This window comes from Actinomyces viscosus (assembly GCF_900637975.1).
Taxonomy (GTDB): Bacteria; Actinomycetota; Actinomycetes; order Actinomycetales; family Actinomycetaceae; genus Actinomyces; species Actinomyces viscosus.
This window is the reverse complement of record NZ_LR134477.1, coordinates 3,287,945-3,304,998: the sequence shown is the minus strand read 5'-3', so window position 1 is coordinate 3,304,998 and position 17,054 is coordinate 3,287,945. Positions and strand designations below refer to the sequence as shown.

Annotated in this window: 14 protein-coding genes; 4 read left to right on the top strand and 10 right to left on the bottom strand. The window is 72.3% G+C overall.

From position 1 onward, the window contains the following. Positions 1–12: 12 nt before the first annotated feature. The gene (gene panD, locus EL340_RS13945; RefSeq protein ID WP_126415121.1) at positions 13–468 is read right to left on the bottom strand and encodes an aspartate 1-decarboxylase; all 456 of its coding nucleotides are present in this window, start codon (positions 466–468) and stop codon (positions 13–15) included. A gap of 93 nt (positions 469–561) precedes the next feature. Continuing rightward, positions 562–1,611: a pantoate--beta-alanine ligase gene (panC, locus tag EL340_RS13940; RefSeq protein ID WP_126415120.1), complete on the bottom strand. Its 1,050-nt coding sequence runs from the start codon at positions 1,609–1,611 to the stop codon at positions 562–564. A 308-nt stretch (positions 1,612–1,919) separates the two neighbouring features. Between panC and EL340_RS13935 the strand changes: the two genes are divergently transcribed. Further along, positions 1,920–2,897 carry a Rossmann-like and DUF2520 domain-containing protein gene (locus EL340_RS13935; RefSeq protein WP_126415119.1) on the top strand — a complete coding sequence of 326 codons (978 nt, stop codon included), beginning with the start codon at positions 1,920–1,922 and terminating at the stop codon, positions 2,895–2,897. 470 nt (positions 2,898–3,367) lie between these two features. On the opposite strand, the gene EL340_RS13930 is transcribed toward EL340_RS13935, so the two are convergent. Genes EL340_RS13930 through folP form a run of 5 tightly spaced genes read right to left on the bottom strand, consistent with a single transcriptional unit; the run spans position 3,368 to position 10,002 of the window. After that, complete coding sequence (locus EL340_RS13930; protein WP_126415118.1) at positions 3,368–5,203, bottom strand: PH domain-containing protein; 1,836 nt, start codon at positions 5,201–5,203, stop codon at positions 3,368–3,370. Next, on the bottom strand, positions 5,200–5,760 hold the full coding sequence (locus EL340_RS13925) for a PH domain-containing protein (protein ID WP_126415117.1): 561 nt from the start codon (positions 5,758–5,760) through the stop codon (positions 5,200–5,202). The genes EL340_RS13930 and EL340_RS13925 overlap by 4 nt, the downstream gene beginning before the upstream one ends. Further along, positions 5,757–6,257 (bottom strand): DUF3180 family protein, encoded by a 501-nt coding sequence (locus EL340_RS13920; RefSeq protein WP_126415116.1) that lies wholly within the window; start codon positions 6,255–6,257, stop codon positions 5,757–5,759. Before EL340_RS13920 ends, EL340_RS13925 begins: the two co-directional genes overlap by 4 nt. Next, positions 6,257–9,115: a 2-amino-4-hydroxy-6-hydroxymethyldihydropteridine diphosphokinase gene (gene folK, locus EL340_RS15765; protein ID WP_164719404.1), complete on the bottom strand. Its 2,859-nt coding sequence runs from the start codon at positions 9,113–9,115 to the stop codon at positions 6,257–6,259. Before folK ends, EL340_RS13920 begins: the two co-directional genes overlap by 1 nt. Then, positions 9,112–10,002 (bottom strand): dihydropteroate synthase, encoded by an 891-nt coding sequence (gene folP, locus EL340_RS13900; RefSeq protein ID WP_126415115.1) that lies wholly within the window; start codon positions 10,000–10,002, stop codon positions 9,112–9,114. Before folP ends, folK begins: the two co-directional genes overlap by 4 nt. 306 nt (positions 10,003–10,308) lie before the next feature. Between folP and EL340_RS13895 the strand changes: the two genes are divergently transcribed. Beyond that, the gene (locus EL340_RS13895) at positions 10,309–11,217 is read left to right on the top strand and encodes an ABC transporter ATP-binding protein (protein ID WP_126415114.1); all 909 of its coding nucleotides are present in this window, start codon (positions 10,309–10,311) and stop codon (positions 11,215–11,217) included. Continuing rightward, positions 11,217–13,703 (top strand): FtsX-like permease family protein, encoded by a 2,487-nt coding sequence (locus EL340_RS13890; RefSeq protein WP_126415113.1) that lies wholly within the window; start codon positions 11,217–11,219, stop codon positions 13,701–13,703. The genes EL340_RS13895 and EL340_RS13890 overlap by 1 nt, the downstream gene beginning before the upstream one ends. A 19-nt stretch (positions 13,704–13,722) precedes the next feature. Here EL340_RS13890 and EL340_RS13885 read toward each other — a convergent pair whose 3' ends face one another. Further along, positions 13,723–14,397, bottom strand: a complete 675-nt coding sequence (locus tag EL340_RS13885) for a response regulator (protein ID WP_126415112.1) — start codon at positions 14,395–14,397, stop codon at positions 13,723–13,725. Positions 14,398–14,465: 68 nt separating this feature from the next. Between EL340_RS13885 and EL340_RS13880 the strand changes: the two genes are divergently transcribed. Further along, positions 14,466–15,725: a sensor histidine kinase gene (locus tag EL340_RS13880; RefSeq protein WP_126415111.1), complete on the top strand. Its 1,260-nt coding sequence runs from the start codon at positions 14,466–14,468 to the stop codon at positions 15,723–15,725. A 439-nt stretch (positions 15,726–16,164) separates the two neighbouring features. Here EL340_RS13880 and EL340_RS15625 read toward each other — a convergent pair whose 3' ends face one another. Both EL340_RS15625 and EL340_RS15835 read right to left on the bottom strand, forming a co-directional pair. Continuing rightward, positions 16,165–16,383 carry a hypothetical protein gene (locus EL340_RS15625; protein WP_232023330.1) on the bottom strand — a complete coding sequence of 73 codons (219 nt, stop codon included), beginning with the start codon at positions 16,381–16,383 and terminating at the stop codon, positions 16,165–16,167. Positions 16,384–16,512: 129 nt separating this feature from the next. Next, positions 16,513–16,899 carry a hypothetical protein gene (locus tag EL340_RS15835; protein ID WP_309341020.1) on the bottom strand — a complete coding sequence of 129 codons (387 nt, stop codon included), beginning with the start codon at positions 16,897–16,899 and terminating at the stop codon, positions 16,513–16,515. Between the last annotated feature and the right edge of the window lie 155 nt (positions 16,900–17,054).

Below are 17,054 nucleotides of genomic sequence, written 5' to 3'. Positions count from 1 at the left end.
AGTCGGGCGGGCTCAGGCGCGGGCGTCGGCCAGGGGGATGCCGGAGGGGCGCAGGCCCTGGAGGCGGGCGACATCGGAGTCGGTCGGGACCTGGCCGGGGTCGGTGCCCCGCTCGACGATCCGGTTGGCCTCGTCGACGAAGACGACGTGGGGCAGGTAGGTGCGGGCCTCGGCGTCGGACATCTGGGAGTAGGCGATGAGGATGACGACGTCGCCGGGGCTGACCAGGTGGGCGGCGGCGCCGTTGACGCAGATCTCGCCGGCGCCGCGCTGGCCGGGGATGACGTAGGTGGACAGGCGGTTGCCGTTGGTGCAGTTGCAGATGTCGACGCGCTCGCCGGGCAGCAGGTCGGCGGCCTCGAGCAGGTCGACGTCCACCGTGATCGAGCCGACGTAGTCGAGGTCGGCCTGGGTCACGGTGGCGCGGTGGATCTTGGACGTCATCATCGTCCGGGTGCGGGCGCTCATCGCCGCACAGAGTAGACGGCGGCGGGCGCAGCGCACTGTACGGTGCGGCACAGGGTGAGCGATCCGACAGCGACCCGGCACGGGCCGGGGCGCCTACGGGCGCAGGTCGATGAGGGTGTTGTCGATGAGGCGGGTGGTTCCCACGCGCGCGGCCACGGCCAGCAGGCCCGCGGCGGGCGGCTCCTCCCCCGCGGCCCCGCCCGCCGCAGCGCTGCGCGGCAGGCCGAGCCCGGCGTCGGTCAGGTCCTCAAAGCTGGCGGGATCGACGAGGGCCACGTAGTCGACCTCGACGCCGTCGGCGGCCTCCAGGGACGCCAGGGCGGCTCGGCGGACCGCGGCCGGGTCGGGGCCGGCGCCCGGGCCGGCCCCCTGGGCGGCGTCGCGGCCGGCCTGGAGGGCGCGCGAGAGGGCCAGGGCCTGGCGGCGCTGATCGGGGCTGAGGTAGGCGTTGCGCGAGCTCATGGCCAGGCCGTCGGGCTCGCGGCGGATATCGACCGGCACGATCTCCAGCGGGACGGCGAGGTCGCGCACCATGGCCTCGATGATCGCCAGCTGCTGGGCGTCCTTGCGGCCGAACAGCGCCCAGCGCGGCGCGGTCAGGTGCATGAGGGTGAGCACCACCTGGCACACGCCGGCGAAGTGGGTGGGGCGGGTGCGGCCCTCCAGGACGGTGGCGATGGGGCCGGGGTCGATGCGCACCGCGGGCTGCCCGGCCGGGTAGATGACCTCCGGGGTGGGGGCGAAGACGACGAGCCGCCCCACGCCCAGGGAGCCGTCGGCGCCGGTGAGGGTCCGGGTCAGGCCGGCCAGGTCGCCTTCGAGGTCGCGCGGGTAGGAGTCGAGGTCCTCGGTGGGGGCGAACTGGAGGGGGTTGACGAAGATGGTGACCATGACGGTTCCGGCCGGTCCGACGCGCCGGGCGGCCTCGCGCACGAGGTCGAAGTGGCCCTCGTGGAGGGCGCCCATGGTCATGACGACCGCGCGGGGGTCCGGGGCGCCGGCCAGGGCGGCGGCGAGCTCGGCGCGGCTGCGGGTCAGGACGGCTGCGGTGCCGGTGGAGCCGGGGGTGGCGGCTGATGTGGTGGCGGCCGAGCGGGGCTCAGGAACGGGCGTCGGTGCGGGTTCGGTGCTCACGCGCCCCACGCTAGTCGCCCCGCGGGGCCGAGCCGAATCCGAGACAGCCGGAAGCGGTCAACACCGGGCACAGGAGGGCAAAAGTGTCCAGAATGGAGACTTTTCCGTACGGAATCCGTGCAGTGGGGCCAAGTCGATTCGCGTTTTCGCAGTTCAGAGAGGTGGGCCTGGATGAGGAGCGGCCGGTGGTCGTCTGAAAAGCCGCCAGAACTGACACTTCTGTCCCTCCAAGCGCCTCGCTCGTCCCGACTCGAGCACCCGTGAGCCGCTCCGCGGGCGAATCCGGTTCACCGGGCGGGCATGAGAGCATCGGGGCCATGAGCGACATCGAGGGTACGGTTCCCGGTCCGGGCAACGGCGGGCCAGCTGGGGCTGCGGGGGCGGCTGCGGGTCGGCCGGGGCGGCTGGGCGTCGGCATCATCTCCGCCGGCCGAGTCGGCGCGGTCCTGGGCTGCGCGCTGCGCGCTGTGGAGCACCAGGTGGTCGGCGTCCATGCCGTCTCCGAGGACTCGCGCGAGCGCGCCGAGATGCTGCTGCCGGGCGTGCCGGTCCTGGAGGTCGAGGAGATCGTCGAGCGCGCCGAGCTCCTCCTGCTGGCCGTCCCGGATGACGCGCTCGGGCCGCTCGTGCAGGGACTGGCGGACCTGGGCCGCTGGCAGCCGGGCCAGCTGGTGGCCCACACCTCGGGCCGCTACGGCGCGGCCGTCCTGGCGCCCGCTCAACGCTGCGGGGCGATCCCGCTGGCCATCCACCCGGCGATGACCTTCTCCGGGTTCTCCACGGACGTGGCCAGGCTCGTCGGCTGCCCGATGGCCGTGACCGCCCCGGCAGCCGTGCTGCCCATCGCGCAGGCGCTGGTGGTCGAGCTCGGTGGCGAGCCCTTCGTCCTGGAGGAGTCGGCGCGTCCGGCCTACCACGCGGCTCTCGCGCACGGCGCCAACCACCTGCTGACCGTGGTGACGCAGGCCGTCCGGGTCCTGGGGGCCGCCGGGGTCGAGGACGGGGCGGCGACGCTCGGTCCCCTGCTCGCCGCGGCCCTGGACCGCGCCCTGCACGAGGGCGAGGCGGGCCTGACCGGCCCGGTCTCCCGGGGCGACGCCGGCACGGTGGCGGCCCACCTGGAGGCGCTCGGCTCCCTGCGCGACGGCGAGGGCCAGGGGCTCGACGACGTCGTCGCCTCCTACCGGCAGCTGGCCCGGGCCACCACCGAGCGCTGCGAGGCCACCGGGCGCCTCACCGCCGAGCAGGCCCAGCGCCTGCGCGAGACGCTGGCCCACGAGCGGCGAGACCAGTAACGACGGGGAACAACGGCGAGGACTGGCAGGCCTCGCGGACGCACCGTGGATCTCGCCGTAGGCCCCGCAGAGTCAGTCGTAGGGGCCTCGATGAAGCCGTTTCGGCGATGTGACGCCTGCTCACATCCGGCCACCTGAGCCAACACGGATCAAGCCTGGCTCAATCCGACCGCAGCTCAGCGCCCGCGAACTTCGGGGAATCCGCCTCAGGTCGCGACATGCCACTTGAGCTCGGCCTGTCGGTACTGCACGAGGCCTGTGGGCTACTGCCCAGGACATGGGTGTACTCCACGAGGTCGGGGCTCCCGTGCAGTGCGGTTAACCCCCGGCCAGTAGAACCCGAACCCCGTGCAGTGGGCAGAGTGGGCAGGCGGTCAATCAAGACTGGGGCTCGGTACCTCTGGGTGGGGCCGAGCCCCGTGCGGTATGCACCCAGGTGCACCTAGGCACGGCCAGCGGCTGCTTCTGGGCTACTCGCCGGTCACCGGCCCCGCGGCGACGGCGCGGGCGAGCCAGCGGTCCAGCTGCTCGGCGCTGGAGCGGCGCAGTGCCCGCTCGCTGATCCGCGCCGCGAGCGCCTTGGCGTCGGCGGCATCGAGGTTGGTGATCGAGGAGGGGACCTCCTGGGCCACCATGTCGAGCCGGAGGGAGGCCAGGTTCAGCCTGCGCGCCAGCGGCCCCTGGCGTACGTGCAGGGACTGGATGCGTTCGTAGGGGAAGACGGTCACCTGTCGCCGCCAGCGCCCGTGGCGCACGATGACGCAGGTGTCGGTCAGAATCGCGGCCGTGCGGCGCCACGTGAAGGGGTGGAAGACCCGCCCGCGTCGACTGATGCGCACGAATCCGCGGGCCGCAGAGCCCGCCGGCGCCTGCAGGTCTCCGACGCCGTCATCGTCCCGGCCGGTGAGGGCCAAGGTGAGCAGGGTGTCCGGGGCGGGCACGCCCAGGTCGGGGACCACGAGCCACAGGGCGCGCAGCGCGGTGTCGCGCACCCCCACGGGCAGGAGCAGGTTCCCGGTCTGCCGGTTCTGCCCGTCCTGGGGGCGGTCCTCGCGGCCGGCCACGGTGACATTCACCTTCCACCAGTCCTTGCCGCGCCACAGGATCGGCTGGGTGAGCCCGACGCCGTGGACCCGCCCGGGAGGCAGCGTGCGCGAGGTGTCTGCGGTCAGCCCGTAACGGATCCGGATGCCGCTGGGGGTCGCAGCGGCGTGGAAGTTCCAGGTGTCGTTGAAACGGGACCAGACAAGCGTCACGACACCGACGACGGTGGTGATGAGTGAGGTGACGGCCGTGACCATGCCGCCGCTGGGTGGGACATCCACGGCATAGGCGGCGATGACGAACGCGAGCAGGGCGGCGGGCAGCATCAGAACCACGTAGGTGGAGGGGCTGCGCAGCAGTGAGCCGATGAGGACTCCGGCATCGACGTTGTAGAGCGGGTGCTCCTGGAAGCTGGAGGCCCGCAGAAGCGTGGAGCGCGGCGGGGAGTCGGGGGCGCTCCCGGGCTCTGCGGTGGTTCCGGCCGGGCCCGCCGGCGGGGTCCCGCCGGCGTCGTCGGGGCGGCCCACGGGGGCAGTCGGGTCAGCGAGGTCGGCGGGAGCAGTGACGCCACTGCCCGGCCCGCTCTCCCCCGTCTCGCCTGTAGCGCCCCTCGTCGCGCCGGCTCCGGGCACCGCCACCTGCCCGGCGGCCAGGTCGAGGATGCGGTCGCGCAGGGCCTGGAGCTCACGGGTGGTGAGGAACCCGATGACGACCCGTGAGTCCCGGCCGCCGGCGACCTCGACGGTGAGCTGCCCCATGCCGAGGATGCGTCCGAGCAGGGGGTGGACGACGTCGACGGACTGGATGCGCGGCAGGCGGGCCGTGCGCAGCTTGCGGCTGAGGATGCCTGAGCGCAGGTAGACGCCGTCGGCGTCCACGGCGTAGGCGCGCCGCCACCAGCTGAGCAGGCCGAGTCCCGCCCACAGGACGATCACCGCGACCAGGCCGAGCAGGTAGTAGCCGATCTGGTCGCCCAGGGAGAAGCCGTGCTCGCGGATGAAGCGGTAGGCGCGCACAAGCTCGTCGAGGTTCTGGACCGTGACGAAGGCGAGGATGCCGGTGGCGATCTTCCAGCCCTCCAGCAGCGGTGTGATGACGCTGACCCGGTGCCAGGTGACGTTCTCGGGCAGGGGCAGGTCCCGGGAGGCGGCCAGCGGCTCCCCCTCCCGCCTGACCGGGCTGGTCTCCTGCCCGGTCCCCTGGTCGGCCTGCCGGGCGGCCTCCAGGCGGCTCTCCCAGCTCGATCCCCGCCGAGGGCTCACAGCCCGGCCATCCTCTCCTCACCGCGCCGGGACAGGACCTGGCGCAGGTTCTCCGCCTCGGCCACCGGCAGCCCGTTGATCGTGGCGTCGGTGCTGGCCGAGGCCGTGTGGAGCCTGACCTCGGCGATGCCCAGCCACCGGGCGAGCGGCCCCTGGGAGGTGTCCACGAACTGCATGCGCCCGTAGGGGGTGACGGTCATGGAGCGGAACATGACGCCGTGGCGCCACAGGAGGTGGTTGTCGGCCAGGGCGTAGCCCATGGCCCGCACCTGTCGGGGGATGAGCCAGAGCTGCCAGACGAACAGGACCGCGGCGAGTGCCGCCGGAACGAAGAATCCGGGGCTGACGAGAGCGCCGGGGATGACGAAGCCGATGACGAGGATGGCGTTGACGATGCCGGAGCCCAGGAGACGGGCGGTGGTGAGCCTGGGCGAGACCGGGTGGAAGACGACGCCGTCGGGGGCGAAGGGGTCGTCTCCGGCCTGCGGGCGCGGGCCGGGCTCCGAAACGGGGATGGCGGCCGGGGTGGAGGCCGGCACGGGGGCTGGGCTGGTCATGCGGGTGCTCCTGGTCCGTCGGGGGCCCGCCCGGAGGAGCTGGACGAGCCGTCGTCGTCGCCGTCACCGGAGATGGAGCACCACTGCTCGACGACGAAGCCGACGACGCACCACACCAGGCACGCCGCCATGCAACCGATCGAGGTCCAGGCCAGGTGGGTCATGGCCGGTGAGCGCGGCGTCACCAGCGCCAGGATGAGTCCACCGGCGTAGACGCCCCCGAGGACAGCGCCCACGATGGCCGAGGCCTGGGCGGCGGCGGCCGTGGTGGCGGCGCCGGTGGGGGTGATCCAGGTGCGCTCGTGCTCCCGCAGCCGCCGCACCGCCAGGCCGCACACGAGCACGATGCCGGCGATGACCAGCGCGGTTACCGCTCCCCAGGGGGTGAGGACCGGGACCCAGCCGAGGTGGCGCAGAAGGAGGTCGCCGGCCACCCAGGAGGCCACCGCGGCGGCGATGAACCAGGTGACGGCGCTGGTCCAGCGGGTGCGCCGCATCAGACGTCCTGGCGGGGCCCTGTCCCCTGGGCGCCTCCACCGATGACGTCGTTCCACTGCAGCGGGGACTGCCAGGCGTCCCCCTCGGCGTCATTCTGCTGGGGCTGGGCCTCGGTTGCGGCCTGCTCCTGCTGACCGGGCGCGTAGCTTGCATAGCTGCCGATGTCCTGCTGGTCACCGGGGAACCCGCCGGCGCCGGCGACCCGGCCGGGGGCGTAGCCGCCCTGTGAGCCAGTCGCCCCGGCCACGCCAGCGGCCTCGGGGGCGGAGGCCGCCCGGTAGGGCGAGTCGACCTGCGGGGCCTGGCCGGACCAGGTGCTCGAGTCGTAGGAGGAGTCGAACGGAGACTGTTCGAAGGGCGCCTGCTCGACCGGCGCCTGAGCGCCGAAGGGCTGGCCCGAGGGGGCGGGCCCGGCGGTGGCGGGCGAGCCGCCGGAGATGCTGCCGGCGTAGTCGGCGGCCAGGGAGGCGTCGGCCGCGGAGGACTCGTCACGGGTGGCGTCGTAGACGAGCTCCGGTCCGGCATCGCCGGCGTCCTGCTCCACCGGGGGCTCCACGTAGGGGCCGGTGGGCTTGTCCGGCAGGGAGTCGGAGTCGAGCCAGTCGAAAGCCAGCCACCGCAGGCCGCCGCGGTCGGGGGCGTTCTCGGCAAGCTCGGACACCGAACGCCCGGCCAGCTCGGCGAAGGGGTCGGCCTGGCTCCACGGCACGAGGACGAAAGCGCGCTCGGCGGCACGCGGGTGCGGCAGGGACAGTGCCGGGTCAGCAGAGGCGATGCCCTCGACCTCGATGAGGTCGACATCGAGCGTGCGCACGCCCCACGGCTCGGTGCGCACCCGCCCGGCGGCGGCCTCCAGGGAGTGGCACAGCTCCAGCAGCTCGCGCGGAGAGAGGGTCGTCATGGCCGTCACCACCGTGTTGAGGTAGTCGGGCTGCGGCTCGGCGCCCTCGGCGACGACGGCGACCGTGCGGGCCAGCGGCGCCACCTGCGTGACCTCGATGCCCTCCGCGGCCTTGAGGCCGTGGACGGCGGTGCGCAGGGACTCCACGACCGCCCCGACGTTGGCTCCCAGGCTGAAGACGACGCCGATGGGGCGGCCGGGCCGCTCGGCGAGCGGGTCGACCGGGGCGGCGGGCACCTCCGGGGCAGCTGGAGCCGTCCCGGGGGCGGCGATGCCCGGGAAGCCGGGCTGCGTCGGCGCCGAGGCCTGCGGCGCGGCGTTGACGGCGTTGGCAGCAGCGTCACCGGGCTGGGAGAAGTCCCCGGAGTAGGAGGGCTCAGAGTAAGACGGCTCGGAGTAGGTCGGTGCCGCGGCCTCCTGGCTCACAGACCCGGGGAACTCACCGGGCGCGGCGAAGGCGCTGGGCTCGGGCTCGGCCAGGGGCTGGGAGGCTGAGGCGTCGGCGAAGCCGTCCGCGGCAGCGGTGGTGGAGTCGGGGCCCAGGCCGTTCAGGGACGAGAAGGAGGCGTCAGCGTCTGCGCCCGCCGCGCCGGCCGGCTCGTCGTAGGCGGCCCCGCTGTAGCTGGACCCGCTGTAGGAGCCGGACTCGCCGAAGGGGCTGGATCCGCCCAGCAGGTCCACGGGACTGTCGACGACGGGAGCGGCCTGCTGCTCGACCTCCTCGGAGGAGGCCACGTGGCGCCCCTCCCGGGGGAGCTGGACGGGAAGCTCGCCCGCCGAGGAGGCGGGTTCGCTCGGGGCACCGGACACGGCACTGGCGGAGGCGTCGACGACCACCTCATCGGCGTAGCCGGAGGCGACAGGAGCCGAGCTGGTCTGAGGGGCGGAGGGCGCCACCCCCAGCGCGTCCGCCGCCAGACTCACGAATCCGTCGGCGCCGGCGGTCCGGCCGGCGGAGGCAGCGGTGGGCGCACTGGTCGAGGGGGTGTCGAGCAGGCTGGAGGCGGCCGACGAGGAGGAGGTCACGCTGTAGGAGTCGTAGGAGGACCCAGTGGAGAACTCCGAGACCCCAACGGCTCCGGAGGTCTCAGAGGCCTCTGCGACCTCCGGAGCCTCAGGCGCCCAGGAGGAGGCTGACGTGGAGGCGGAGGCGGCCGAGTCCGTGGCCCAGTCCGGCGCCCAGGGCTGGGTGGACGCCCCGGCCCCGCTGGGCTCCGCCGGCACCGGAGTGGGGACGGAGGGTGCGGCGGCCGCGAAGGAGGAGCGGGCCGGAGCCTCAAGCGGTGAGGCGGGCGAGGGCGTCGGGGTGATGGGGGGCTCGGGAGTCGGCACCATCGGCGCGGCGGCTGCGGCCTCCCCGACGAACGAGGCACTGGTGAAGTCGGAGGCCTCGGAGACGAGGGGCGCCGCGGGGGTGGCGGCGGGCGGCTCATAGGCGGGCGCCGCCGACGAGGCCGGGGAAGACGGCGTCGCCAGGGGCTGGGCGGAGACGGCCACCGGCTCCTCGCCCTGGGCGGCCCAGGCGGCCTGGCTGGTGGCGGGGGACCCGCCGTGGCCCGCGGCGGCATCGGCCACCCGGTGGATGGTCACCGAGACGTCCTCGAAGGCGACGTCGAGGGGCGCCTCGGGCTTGTGCACGGTGACCTCGGCAGCCACGACACGGGGGAAAGACAGGACCCGCTCGGCGATCCTGTCCGCCAGGGACTCGATGAGGTTGACCGGCTCCCCCTCGATGATGCTCACGATGCCGTTGGCCACCCGGGAGTAGTCGACGGCGTCGGTCACCGAGTCGGTGACGGCGGCGACGGCGGTACCGCGCTGCCCCAGGTCGAGGACGACGTCGACCGTGAAGAGCTGGCCCTCCTCCCGTTCGAAGGGCAGGACGCCGTGGTGGCCGCGGGCGGACAGGCCGACGAGGCTGATCCGGTCGGTGGTCGCGGAGACGGTGGTGCTCACTGGTGTTCCTTCCAGAGGGAGGCGGTGCGGACGGCGGCCCGGTTAACCGGGACCTCGTGGACTCTGACGGCCCAGGCGCCGGCTGCGGCGGCCAGGGCGGTGGTGGCGGCGGTGACGGCGTCGCGCTGGACGGGGGTGGCCCCGGCCTCGGCGGCCCGGGTGAGGAAGCGCTTGCGGGAGGCCCCGACCAGGAGGGGCCGCCCCAGGCCCTCGATGAGGCGCGGGGTGGCGGCCAGCAGCTCCCAGGACTGGGCGTGGGTCTTGGCGAAGCCGAGACCGGGGTCCAGGACCACCTGGGAGCGCGCGACCCCAGCGGCGTCGAGCTCGGCCAGGCGCTCACGCAGCTCGGCCTCCACCCCGGCGACGACGCCGCCCGGGTAGTCGGTGAGCCGGTCCATGGTCTCGGGGTCGCCGCGCCAGTGCTGGCAGACGTAGACGACGCCGGTGCGGGCGATAAGCCCGTGCATGGCGGGGTCGGCCAGGCCCCCGGAGACGTCGTTGATGATGTGGGCGCCGGCGTCGATGGCGGCCTCGGCGGTGGCGGCGTGGATGGTGTCGACCGAGACGATCGCGCAGCCGGCGGTTCCATCGGCGCCATCGGCCCCGTCGGCGACGAGTGCGCGCACAACGGGCAGGACACGGGAGATCTCGGTGTCGACGTCGACTCTCCGGGCGCCGGGGCGGGTGGACTCCCCGCCGATGTCGATGATGTCGGCGCCCTGGGCGATGAGCTCGCGGGCATGGGCCACGGCGGTCTCGGTCTCGGCCCAGCGGCCGCCGTCGGAGAAGGAGTCAGGAGTGACGTTGAGGACGCCCATGAGGAGCGTCCGGTCGCGAGGAACCCACCCCGGCAGGGGGGCCGGGGCGGCGGCGGGAAGAATCGTCACGGGGTCAGGCTAACGGTTGGTCCGGCGCTGCGGGAGGACCGAAACATCTTCAGCCGGCCGCAAACTGAGAGGCGGAACACGATCCACCTCGGCTCGGGCGGCCGCCCCACGACCTCGGTGCCGCATCAGCTCTCCCGGGCTCCCCCTAAAGGTGGACGACGCCGCAGCGCGTCCCGCCCTTCGACGCATTCCGGCGCCATGGCGCCGTTTCTAGGATTTTTCACGCCAACAGGGCAGCTCGGACGCGCACGTTCCCCGGCGACCGGCTCCGCCCCGCACGAGTCAGCCAACGAGAAGGGTCATGAGATGACGACTCACCCCCAGCCCCCGTCCTTCAACCGGATCGTCGCTCCTGCGCCGGGCGCCCCGGGCGCACCGGTCACCCCGGGCGCACCGGCAGCACCCGCGCCCTCAGTTCCCGGTGCGGCGGCCCCGTTCCGCGTCGTCGAGGCCCGCGGTCTGACCAAGGTCTACGGCGAGGGCGAGGCCCGGGTCGTCGCCCTGGACTCGGCGAGCCTCGTGGTGGGGCGCGGCGAGTTCGTGTCCATCATGGGCCCCTCCGGCTCGGGCAAGTCCACGCTCCTGCACTGCCTGGCAGGCCTGGACACCCCCACCTCCGGCAGCGTTCTCATCGCCGGCCAGGACCTGTCCGGCATGAAGGACAAGCAGCTCACCGCCGTGCGCCGCGACCGGCTCGGCTTCATCTTCCAGTCCTTCAACCTCCTGCCCACCCTCACCGCTGAGGAGAACATCCTCCTGCCCCAGCGCCTGGCCCACCGCAAGCCGGACCAGGACTGGTACGACGCCGTCATCTCCACCCTGGACATCGGCGACCGCCTGGCCCACCGCCCCAGTGAGCTCTCCGGGGGCCAGCAGCAGCGCGTCGCCGTGGCCCGGGCGCTGGTAGGCCGCCCCGAGGTCGTCTTCGCCGACGAGCCCACCGGTGCCCTGGACACCGCCTCAGCCGCCTCCCTCCTGGCGACCCTAGCCCGCATGTGCGAGCAGCTCGGCCAGACCGTCGTCATGGTCACCCACGACGAGCAGGCCGCCGCCACCACCAACCGCATCATCCGCCTGCGCGACGGGCGCATCACCGGGGTTGAGGCCGTGCGCCGCCCGGCCGGCACCCGCGTGGCCTCTCCCGGCGCGCCCAGTGCACGTCATGCCGCGCCCTCCCCCGCTGCCGGCCCCGCACCCCGGACGGAGGCCCGCTGATGCCATCGCTCCTCGATCTTCGGCGCACCGCCGCCGCCCTCGTGGCGGTGGCCATGAGCGCCGCCCTCATCGCCTTCGCCTTCATCATCTCCGACTCCTTCCGCACCCAGATGCAGACCGGCGCCCGCCTGTCCGTCGGCGACGCGAGCGTCGTCGTCGAGCGGGCCAAGGGTAGTCAGGCTCCCGGAAGCGACCTGGATGACGCCCTCCTCAACCAGGTCTCCGCTCTCGACGGCATCGCCTCCGTGAGGGGCGTCCACTGGGACGTCATCCAGCTCGACCTGCCCGAGCAGCTGCGCCATGCCGCCGGCGTCTCCGTCAGCGCGCAGAACGTTCCAGCCCTGAGCCAGTTCACCACCCTGAGCAGCGGCCGCCTGCCCTCCGCCGCCGGGGAGGTCGCCATCAGCACGGAGCTCGCCGAGCAGTGGGGCCTGAGCGTCGGCGACACGATCCGGCTGACCGCAGACAGCACCGGCAAGGACGCTGACGCCCCACACAGCGCCCCCACCGTGGTCGGGATCGTCTCTGCCGGCCCCGACACCAACCTGGCCGGAATCGGAGCCGTCTACGCCACCACCGAGCAGCTCCAGGCGATGGGCGCCCGCACCAGCTACTACCAGCTCTACGTCACCGCGACGCCGGGAACCGACGCGCAGGCCCTCACGGCGAAGGTGGAGCAGACGGTTCACGCCGTCCAGCCCGGTGCCTCGGTCCAGAGCCGGGACGACGTCGTCGCCCAGCGCTCGCAGAGCCAGCAGGGCGGGACGATGATCGCCACCGTCCTCAACATCCTGGCCCCGGTCTGCGCGGCGGTCGCCGTCATCGTCATCGCCACGACCTTCAGCACGCTGGTGGCGCGCCAGACCCGCACGATCGGGCTCATGCGCTGCATCGGCACCACCCGCCGACAGGTGATGCTCGCCGTCCTGCGCACCGGGCTCATCACTGGCCTGGCCGGCTCTGTCCTGGGCACGGCCGCCGGGACCGGGATCGCCGCCGCCGTGGTCTCCTCGGGGCGCATCGCGGACCTCAAGGCGGACCAGCTCACCATCTCACCGGTGTCGCTCGGTCTCACCGTCGCCCTGGGGACGCTGGTCACCCTCATCGCGGTCCTGCGCCCCGCCCGCAAGGCCACGCGCATCTCACCGCTCGTAGCCCTGACCGGGCAGGTTGCGAGCACCAGGCAGGCAGGGCGCGCCAGGTTGTGGACGGCCGCCGCGGGAGTCGTCGTCGCCGTCATCGGTGCGGCCGTGGTTGCCCTCGGCGTTCAGGCATCCGACATCTACATCACCGCGGGTGGGAGCGCCGTCGTCGGCATCGGTACGATCCTGGCCCTTCCGCTGCTGGTCACCTCCATCATCAGCCTCATCGGCAGGATCAGTGGCGACGCGCGGTTCCCGGTGCTGCACCTGGCCACGCGCAACCTGGCCCGCAACTCCGGACGGTCCGCCGCGACCGCCGCCACGCTCTTCGTCTGCGTCCTGGTGGGCTCGGGGCTCTTCGTCGGCCTGTCCTCCTTGAACGCCTCCTTCGACACCATCCTCGGCCACAGCTCTCCCGTGGACGCCAGGGTCTTCGGCGTCGCGCCGCAGACCGATACCGCGCAGCTGACGAAGCAGGTCAAGGCCGTCGACGGCGTCAAGGACGTCACCTACGTCCCCTCCCTCGACCTGACCCAGACCGTCAACGGGCAGACCAAGGACATCAACGTCGACGTCATCGACGTAGGTGCTATCGCTCCCGTCGCGCGCTCGACCAGCGGCCTGGAGGGCCTTCATGACAACACCCTTATCGTGGGAGGCATCTACCAGATCCCGGACGGCTCCACGGTGACCCTGACCGGCGCTGCCGGAAGCGTCGAGCTGACGGCCCGTGTCCAGGAGGGCTGGGGCGCCGTGGTCAGTCCGGCGGTGGCTCAGCGCCTCAACGGAGACGCCCCCACCAATGCCACCATGTGGGTCCGCTCCACCGGCAGCACCATCACGCCTGCGACCGAGCGCGCTCTCAATGCAGCCGTTCGGGGCCAGGAGCTGATGGTGAACGGCAGTGCCTCCGGCGTCGAGCGGATATCGGCCGTCATGACGAGGATGGCCCTCATCGTCTGCCTGGTTCTGGGCGCCGCCCTGGTCATCGCCCTGTCCGGGCTGGCCAACACCACGGACGTCTCGGTCCTGGAGCGGATTCGAGAGATCGGGGTCCTGCGCGCCACCGGCAGCTCCCGCCGGGAGATCCGGCGCCTCATCGTCGCCGAGGGCACGCTCCTGGCGGCCGTGGGCGGCGGGCTGGGGCTCGTCGTCGGCGCGCTCCTCGGGACCGCGGGCACCCTCGCGGCAGCCGGCGAGATGGAGGGGATGACCGTCACCATCCCCTGGCTCGCGCTGCTCGGCACTCTTGCTGTGACCCTGGCCGTGGGCCTGCTGGCCTCGCTGCGCCCGGCCGGACGGGCCGCCTCGGTGGCGCCGGTCATGGCCCTGTCCGAGGAGTGAGGCGGTGGAGAGGACGGGCTCAGACCCCCTGGGTCTTGTGGACGGCGACGACGAGCTTGAGCCGGGAGGGGACGTCGTACTTCTTCATGAGGTGGGAGACATGGGTCTTGACCGTGGACTCGGCGATAACGAGCTGCTCGGCGATCTCGGCGTTGGAGTAGCCCTCGCACAGGAGGGTCAGGACCGCCTGCTCGGCCTCGGTGACGTCGGGGGCCTGGGTCGTCTGCGGGGGCCGCAGGTGGCGGGTGACGAGCCGGGAGGTGGCGGTCGGGGAGATCGTGGTCCCGCCGGCGCTGGCGGCGATGACGGCGCGGATGATCTCCTCGGGCGAGGCGTCCTTGAGCAGGAAGCCGTTGGCGTGCTGGACGAGTGCGGTGACCATGGCCTCGTCGTCGTCGAAGGAGGTGAGCACGACGACGGCGGTGCGGGGCCACTGCTGGCGCACCCGGGTGAGGAGCTCCAGGCCGTCCATCTCGGGCATGCGCACGTCGGTGAGCAGCACGTCCACCCGGATCTTGCGGAGGAAGGCCAGGGCGTCGGCGGCGCGGGAGAAGGTGCTGGCGACTTCGATGCGCTCGTCCGAGCTCAGGTAGGCCCGCAGCGCGTGGAGGACGAAGGGGTCGTCGTCGACGATGGCGACGCGCAGGACCTGTGAGGCCGCGGCGGGATCATCAGTAACGTTGGGGACCGTCATGGAAGAATATTATCCGGATCGGCTCGGGGGAAGGTGGTGAGACGGTGCCCGTGGTTGTGGAGAGCCTGATGCAGCCCACGCGGTACACGGCGTGGCGGCCGAGCTGGAGACTGCACCTGGCGCACGTCCTCCTGGCCGCTGTGCTGACCCTGTTCTCGATCACGAACGTACTGCCGCAGTCCACCTCCATGATCCCCTTTGACCTCCTCGGGGCCCTGGTGCTGGCGCTGTGCACCCGCTTCCCGTGGCCCGGGGCGGCACTGGGCGCCGCTGTGACCTGGAGCGCCGTGGTCGTGTCGGACGAGCAGACCATCTTCCTGGGCCTCCTGCCCTGGTTGTGTGCGGCGATCCTGGTGGCACGCGGCTTCCAGCGCATGCTTGCCTACAGCCTGGTGGTCTTCACGATCGTGCTCATGATCGCCGACGCCCAGTGGGGTGACGTGAGCTTGGGCTGGTCCGAGATGCTGCTGTGGTGGGGATTCATCGGGGGCGCGGCCCTCACGATGGCCGAGCTCATCCGCAGCCCCCGCGACCAGGCCGAGCGCTCTCTGTACACCTATCGGGAGAGCATGGAGCGTCAGCACCTCCTGGTGGTCACCGAGCTGCACGACACGGTGGTGCGCGACCTGACCCACGCGGTCATGACGGCCGAGCAGGCCCGGCTGGCGCACCCCGAGGACACGGCGCTGGCGCCCGAGCTCGATGCGATGACGGCGGCCGTGCGCGCGGCGGTGGAGCAGATGCGCCACGCGCTGCGCGCCATGAGCGACATCCGCGGAGGCGAGCGGCTGGATATTGAGGCGACCTCCGCGCCGCGCCCCTTGGAGGAGGTGCTCGCCGACGCCGCGGCCGTCCTGGGGCAGCGCGGGGCGAGGCTGGAGGTCCAGGGCCTGGAGCTGCTCGGGATCCCGGTGATCCCGCCGGGTGTGCGCCTCCAGCTGCTGCGGGTGCTGGGCGAGCTGGTGACGAACATGTCCAAGTACACGGCCCCGCGGGGGCGGGCGCGCCTGGTCATCGAGTCCGACGGGCGCTCCCTGGAGGCGATGGCGAGCAACGACATCGGCGCACCGGGAACGGTGGGTGCCGTGGTGCCGACCGGCGAGGCATGGGTGGGCGGAGGCGTGCCGGGCAACGGTATGTCCGCGTACGGCGTCTACTCCTCGGGGCTGGGTCTGGAGGGGGCGCGGCGCCGCGTGGAGTCCCTGGGTGGCAGCCTGAGCGTCAGCCGCAGCGAGGGCCGCTGGATCACGATCCTCAGTGTCCCCTTCCAGCCCTCAACAGGCACCGCGCCTCCGGTCGAGGGTTACCAGCAGCGCACAGCACGGTAACCCCGCCTGAGCCCAACCACCATCCCCCTTCGAGACGAGACCGGTCAACATGCCCTTCCCTGCCTTCGACAGCCAGAAATCCGTCACATGGCGCCCCACACGACGCACTCACCTGCTCCACGCAGGAGTTGCCATCTTGCTCCTCAGCACCTCACCGGTGACCATGGGTGTCCCTCCCACCCCCTCCGCGCTCCTGGTCACCGCCCTGAGTCTGGCCTGCATCCCCCTCACATCCATGCTTCCCACCGCAGGAGCAGCTACAAGCCTGGCCATCGCCTGGTTCGCCGCCAACTCCCCATACGATCTAGGCGGCATAGCCTTGTTACTGCCGTGGGGGCTTTGCATCATGCTTTTGGGCCGAGGCCTCCGACGCGACATGATTTATGTCCTCGCCTTCGCAACGACGCTGGCACACCTCTCAGCAGCATCAACGTGGTACTTAGGGCTGATCCAAACAGCAACTTTCGGTGTTCCTTGTGTGGTGATCGGTGAGGTCGTTCGTCATCACCGCCTCCAGGTCAGCACCGCCGAGCAGGAACGCCAGCACAAGCTCGACCAGCAACGACGCCTGGTCGTCTCCGAGCTCCACGACACCGTCGTACGCGACCTCAGCCACGCCGTCATGATCGCCGAGCAAGCCCGCCTGGCCGACCCCCACAACACCCGCCTCAACCAAGAGCTCGCAGCCATCATCACCCCCGTACGCACCGCCGTCGAACAGCTACGACGCAGCCTCAAAGCCATGAGCGCCGCCGAAGGAGACGACTCCCTCCTCCTGCTGGCCGCCTCACCCCCACCACCCCTGACCGACACCATCCACACCGCCCAGGAAACCCTCGCACACCGAGACGCCCACCTGACCACCCACGGCATCGACCTGCTCGACAACCCCAACATCGGCCCAGGCGTCCGCCAACAGCTCGTCCGCGTCATCGCCGAGCTCATCAACAACGCCGCCAAGTACACACCCCCCCTCCAGCACCGCCACCCTCACCATCGAGACCGACAACGACACCCTCGAGTGCATGTGCACCAACCCCATCGCCCCCAACCAACCCACCAGCACCACCACCTCATCCCAGCTCGGCCTCACCCAAACCCAACAACGCATCGAATCCCTCGGCGGCTCCCTCCACATCACCCACACCCTCGACCGCTGGACCATCATCTTCACCGTCCCCCTCCAACCCGTCACTCCAATGCCCACCGACTGGAGCACCGGCCAGGACCGACGCGCGCAGCATTGACAGGGTTGCCGGCGGGAACAAGCTTCGCGTGCGGGGACAGGATTTCTGTCCCCGCACGCGTGGACTGCACCCGACGACGAGT

Excerpts from the sequence above, each read along its gene's own strand:
- panD (WP_126415121.1), bottom strand. The coding sequence starts at position 468 with ATGAGCGCCCGCACCCGGACGATGATGACGTCCAAGATCCACCGCGCC.
- EL340_RS13935 (WP_126415119.1), top strand. The coding sequence starts at position 1,920 with ATGAGCGACATCGAGGGTACGGTTCCCGGTCCGGGCAACGGCGGGCCA.
- EL340_RS13925 (WP_126415117.1), bottom strand. The coding sequence starts at position 5,760 with ATGACCAGCCCAGCCCCCGTGCCGGCCTCCACCCCGGCCGCCATCCCC.
- EL340_RS13920 (WP_126415116.1), bottom strand. The coding sequence starts at position 6,257 with ATGCGGCGCACCCGCTGGACCAGCGCCGTCACCTGGTTCATCGCCGCC.
- EL340_RS13895 (WP_126415114.1), top strand. The coding sequence starts at position 10,309 with ATGACGACTCACCCCCAGCCCCCGTCCTTCAACCGGATCGTCGCTCCT.
- EL340_RS13890 (WP_126415113.1), top strand. The coding sequence starts at position 11,217 with ATGCCATCGCTCCTCGATCTTCGGCGCACCGCCGCCGCCCTCGTGGCG.
- EL340_RS13885 (WP_126415112.1), bottom strand. The coding sequence starts at position 14,397 with ATGACGGTCCCCAACGTTACTGATGATCCCGCCGCGGCCTCACAGGTC.
- EL340_RS13880 (WP_126415111.1), top strand. The coding sequence starts at position 14,466 with ATGCAGCCCACGCGGTACACGGCGTGGCGGCCGAGCTGGAGACTGCAC.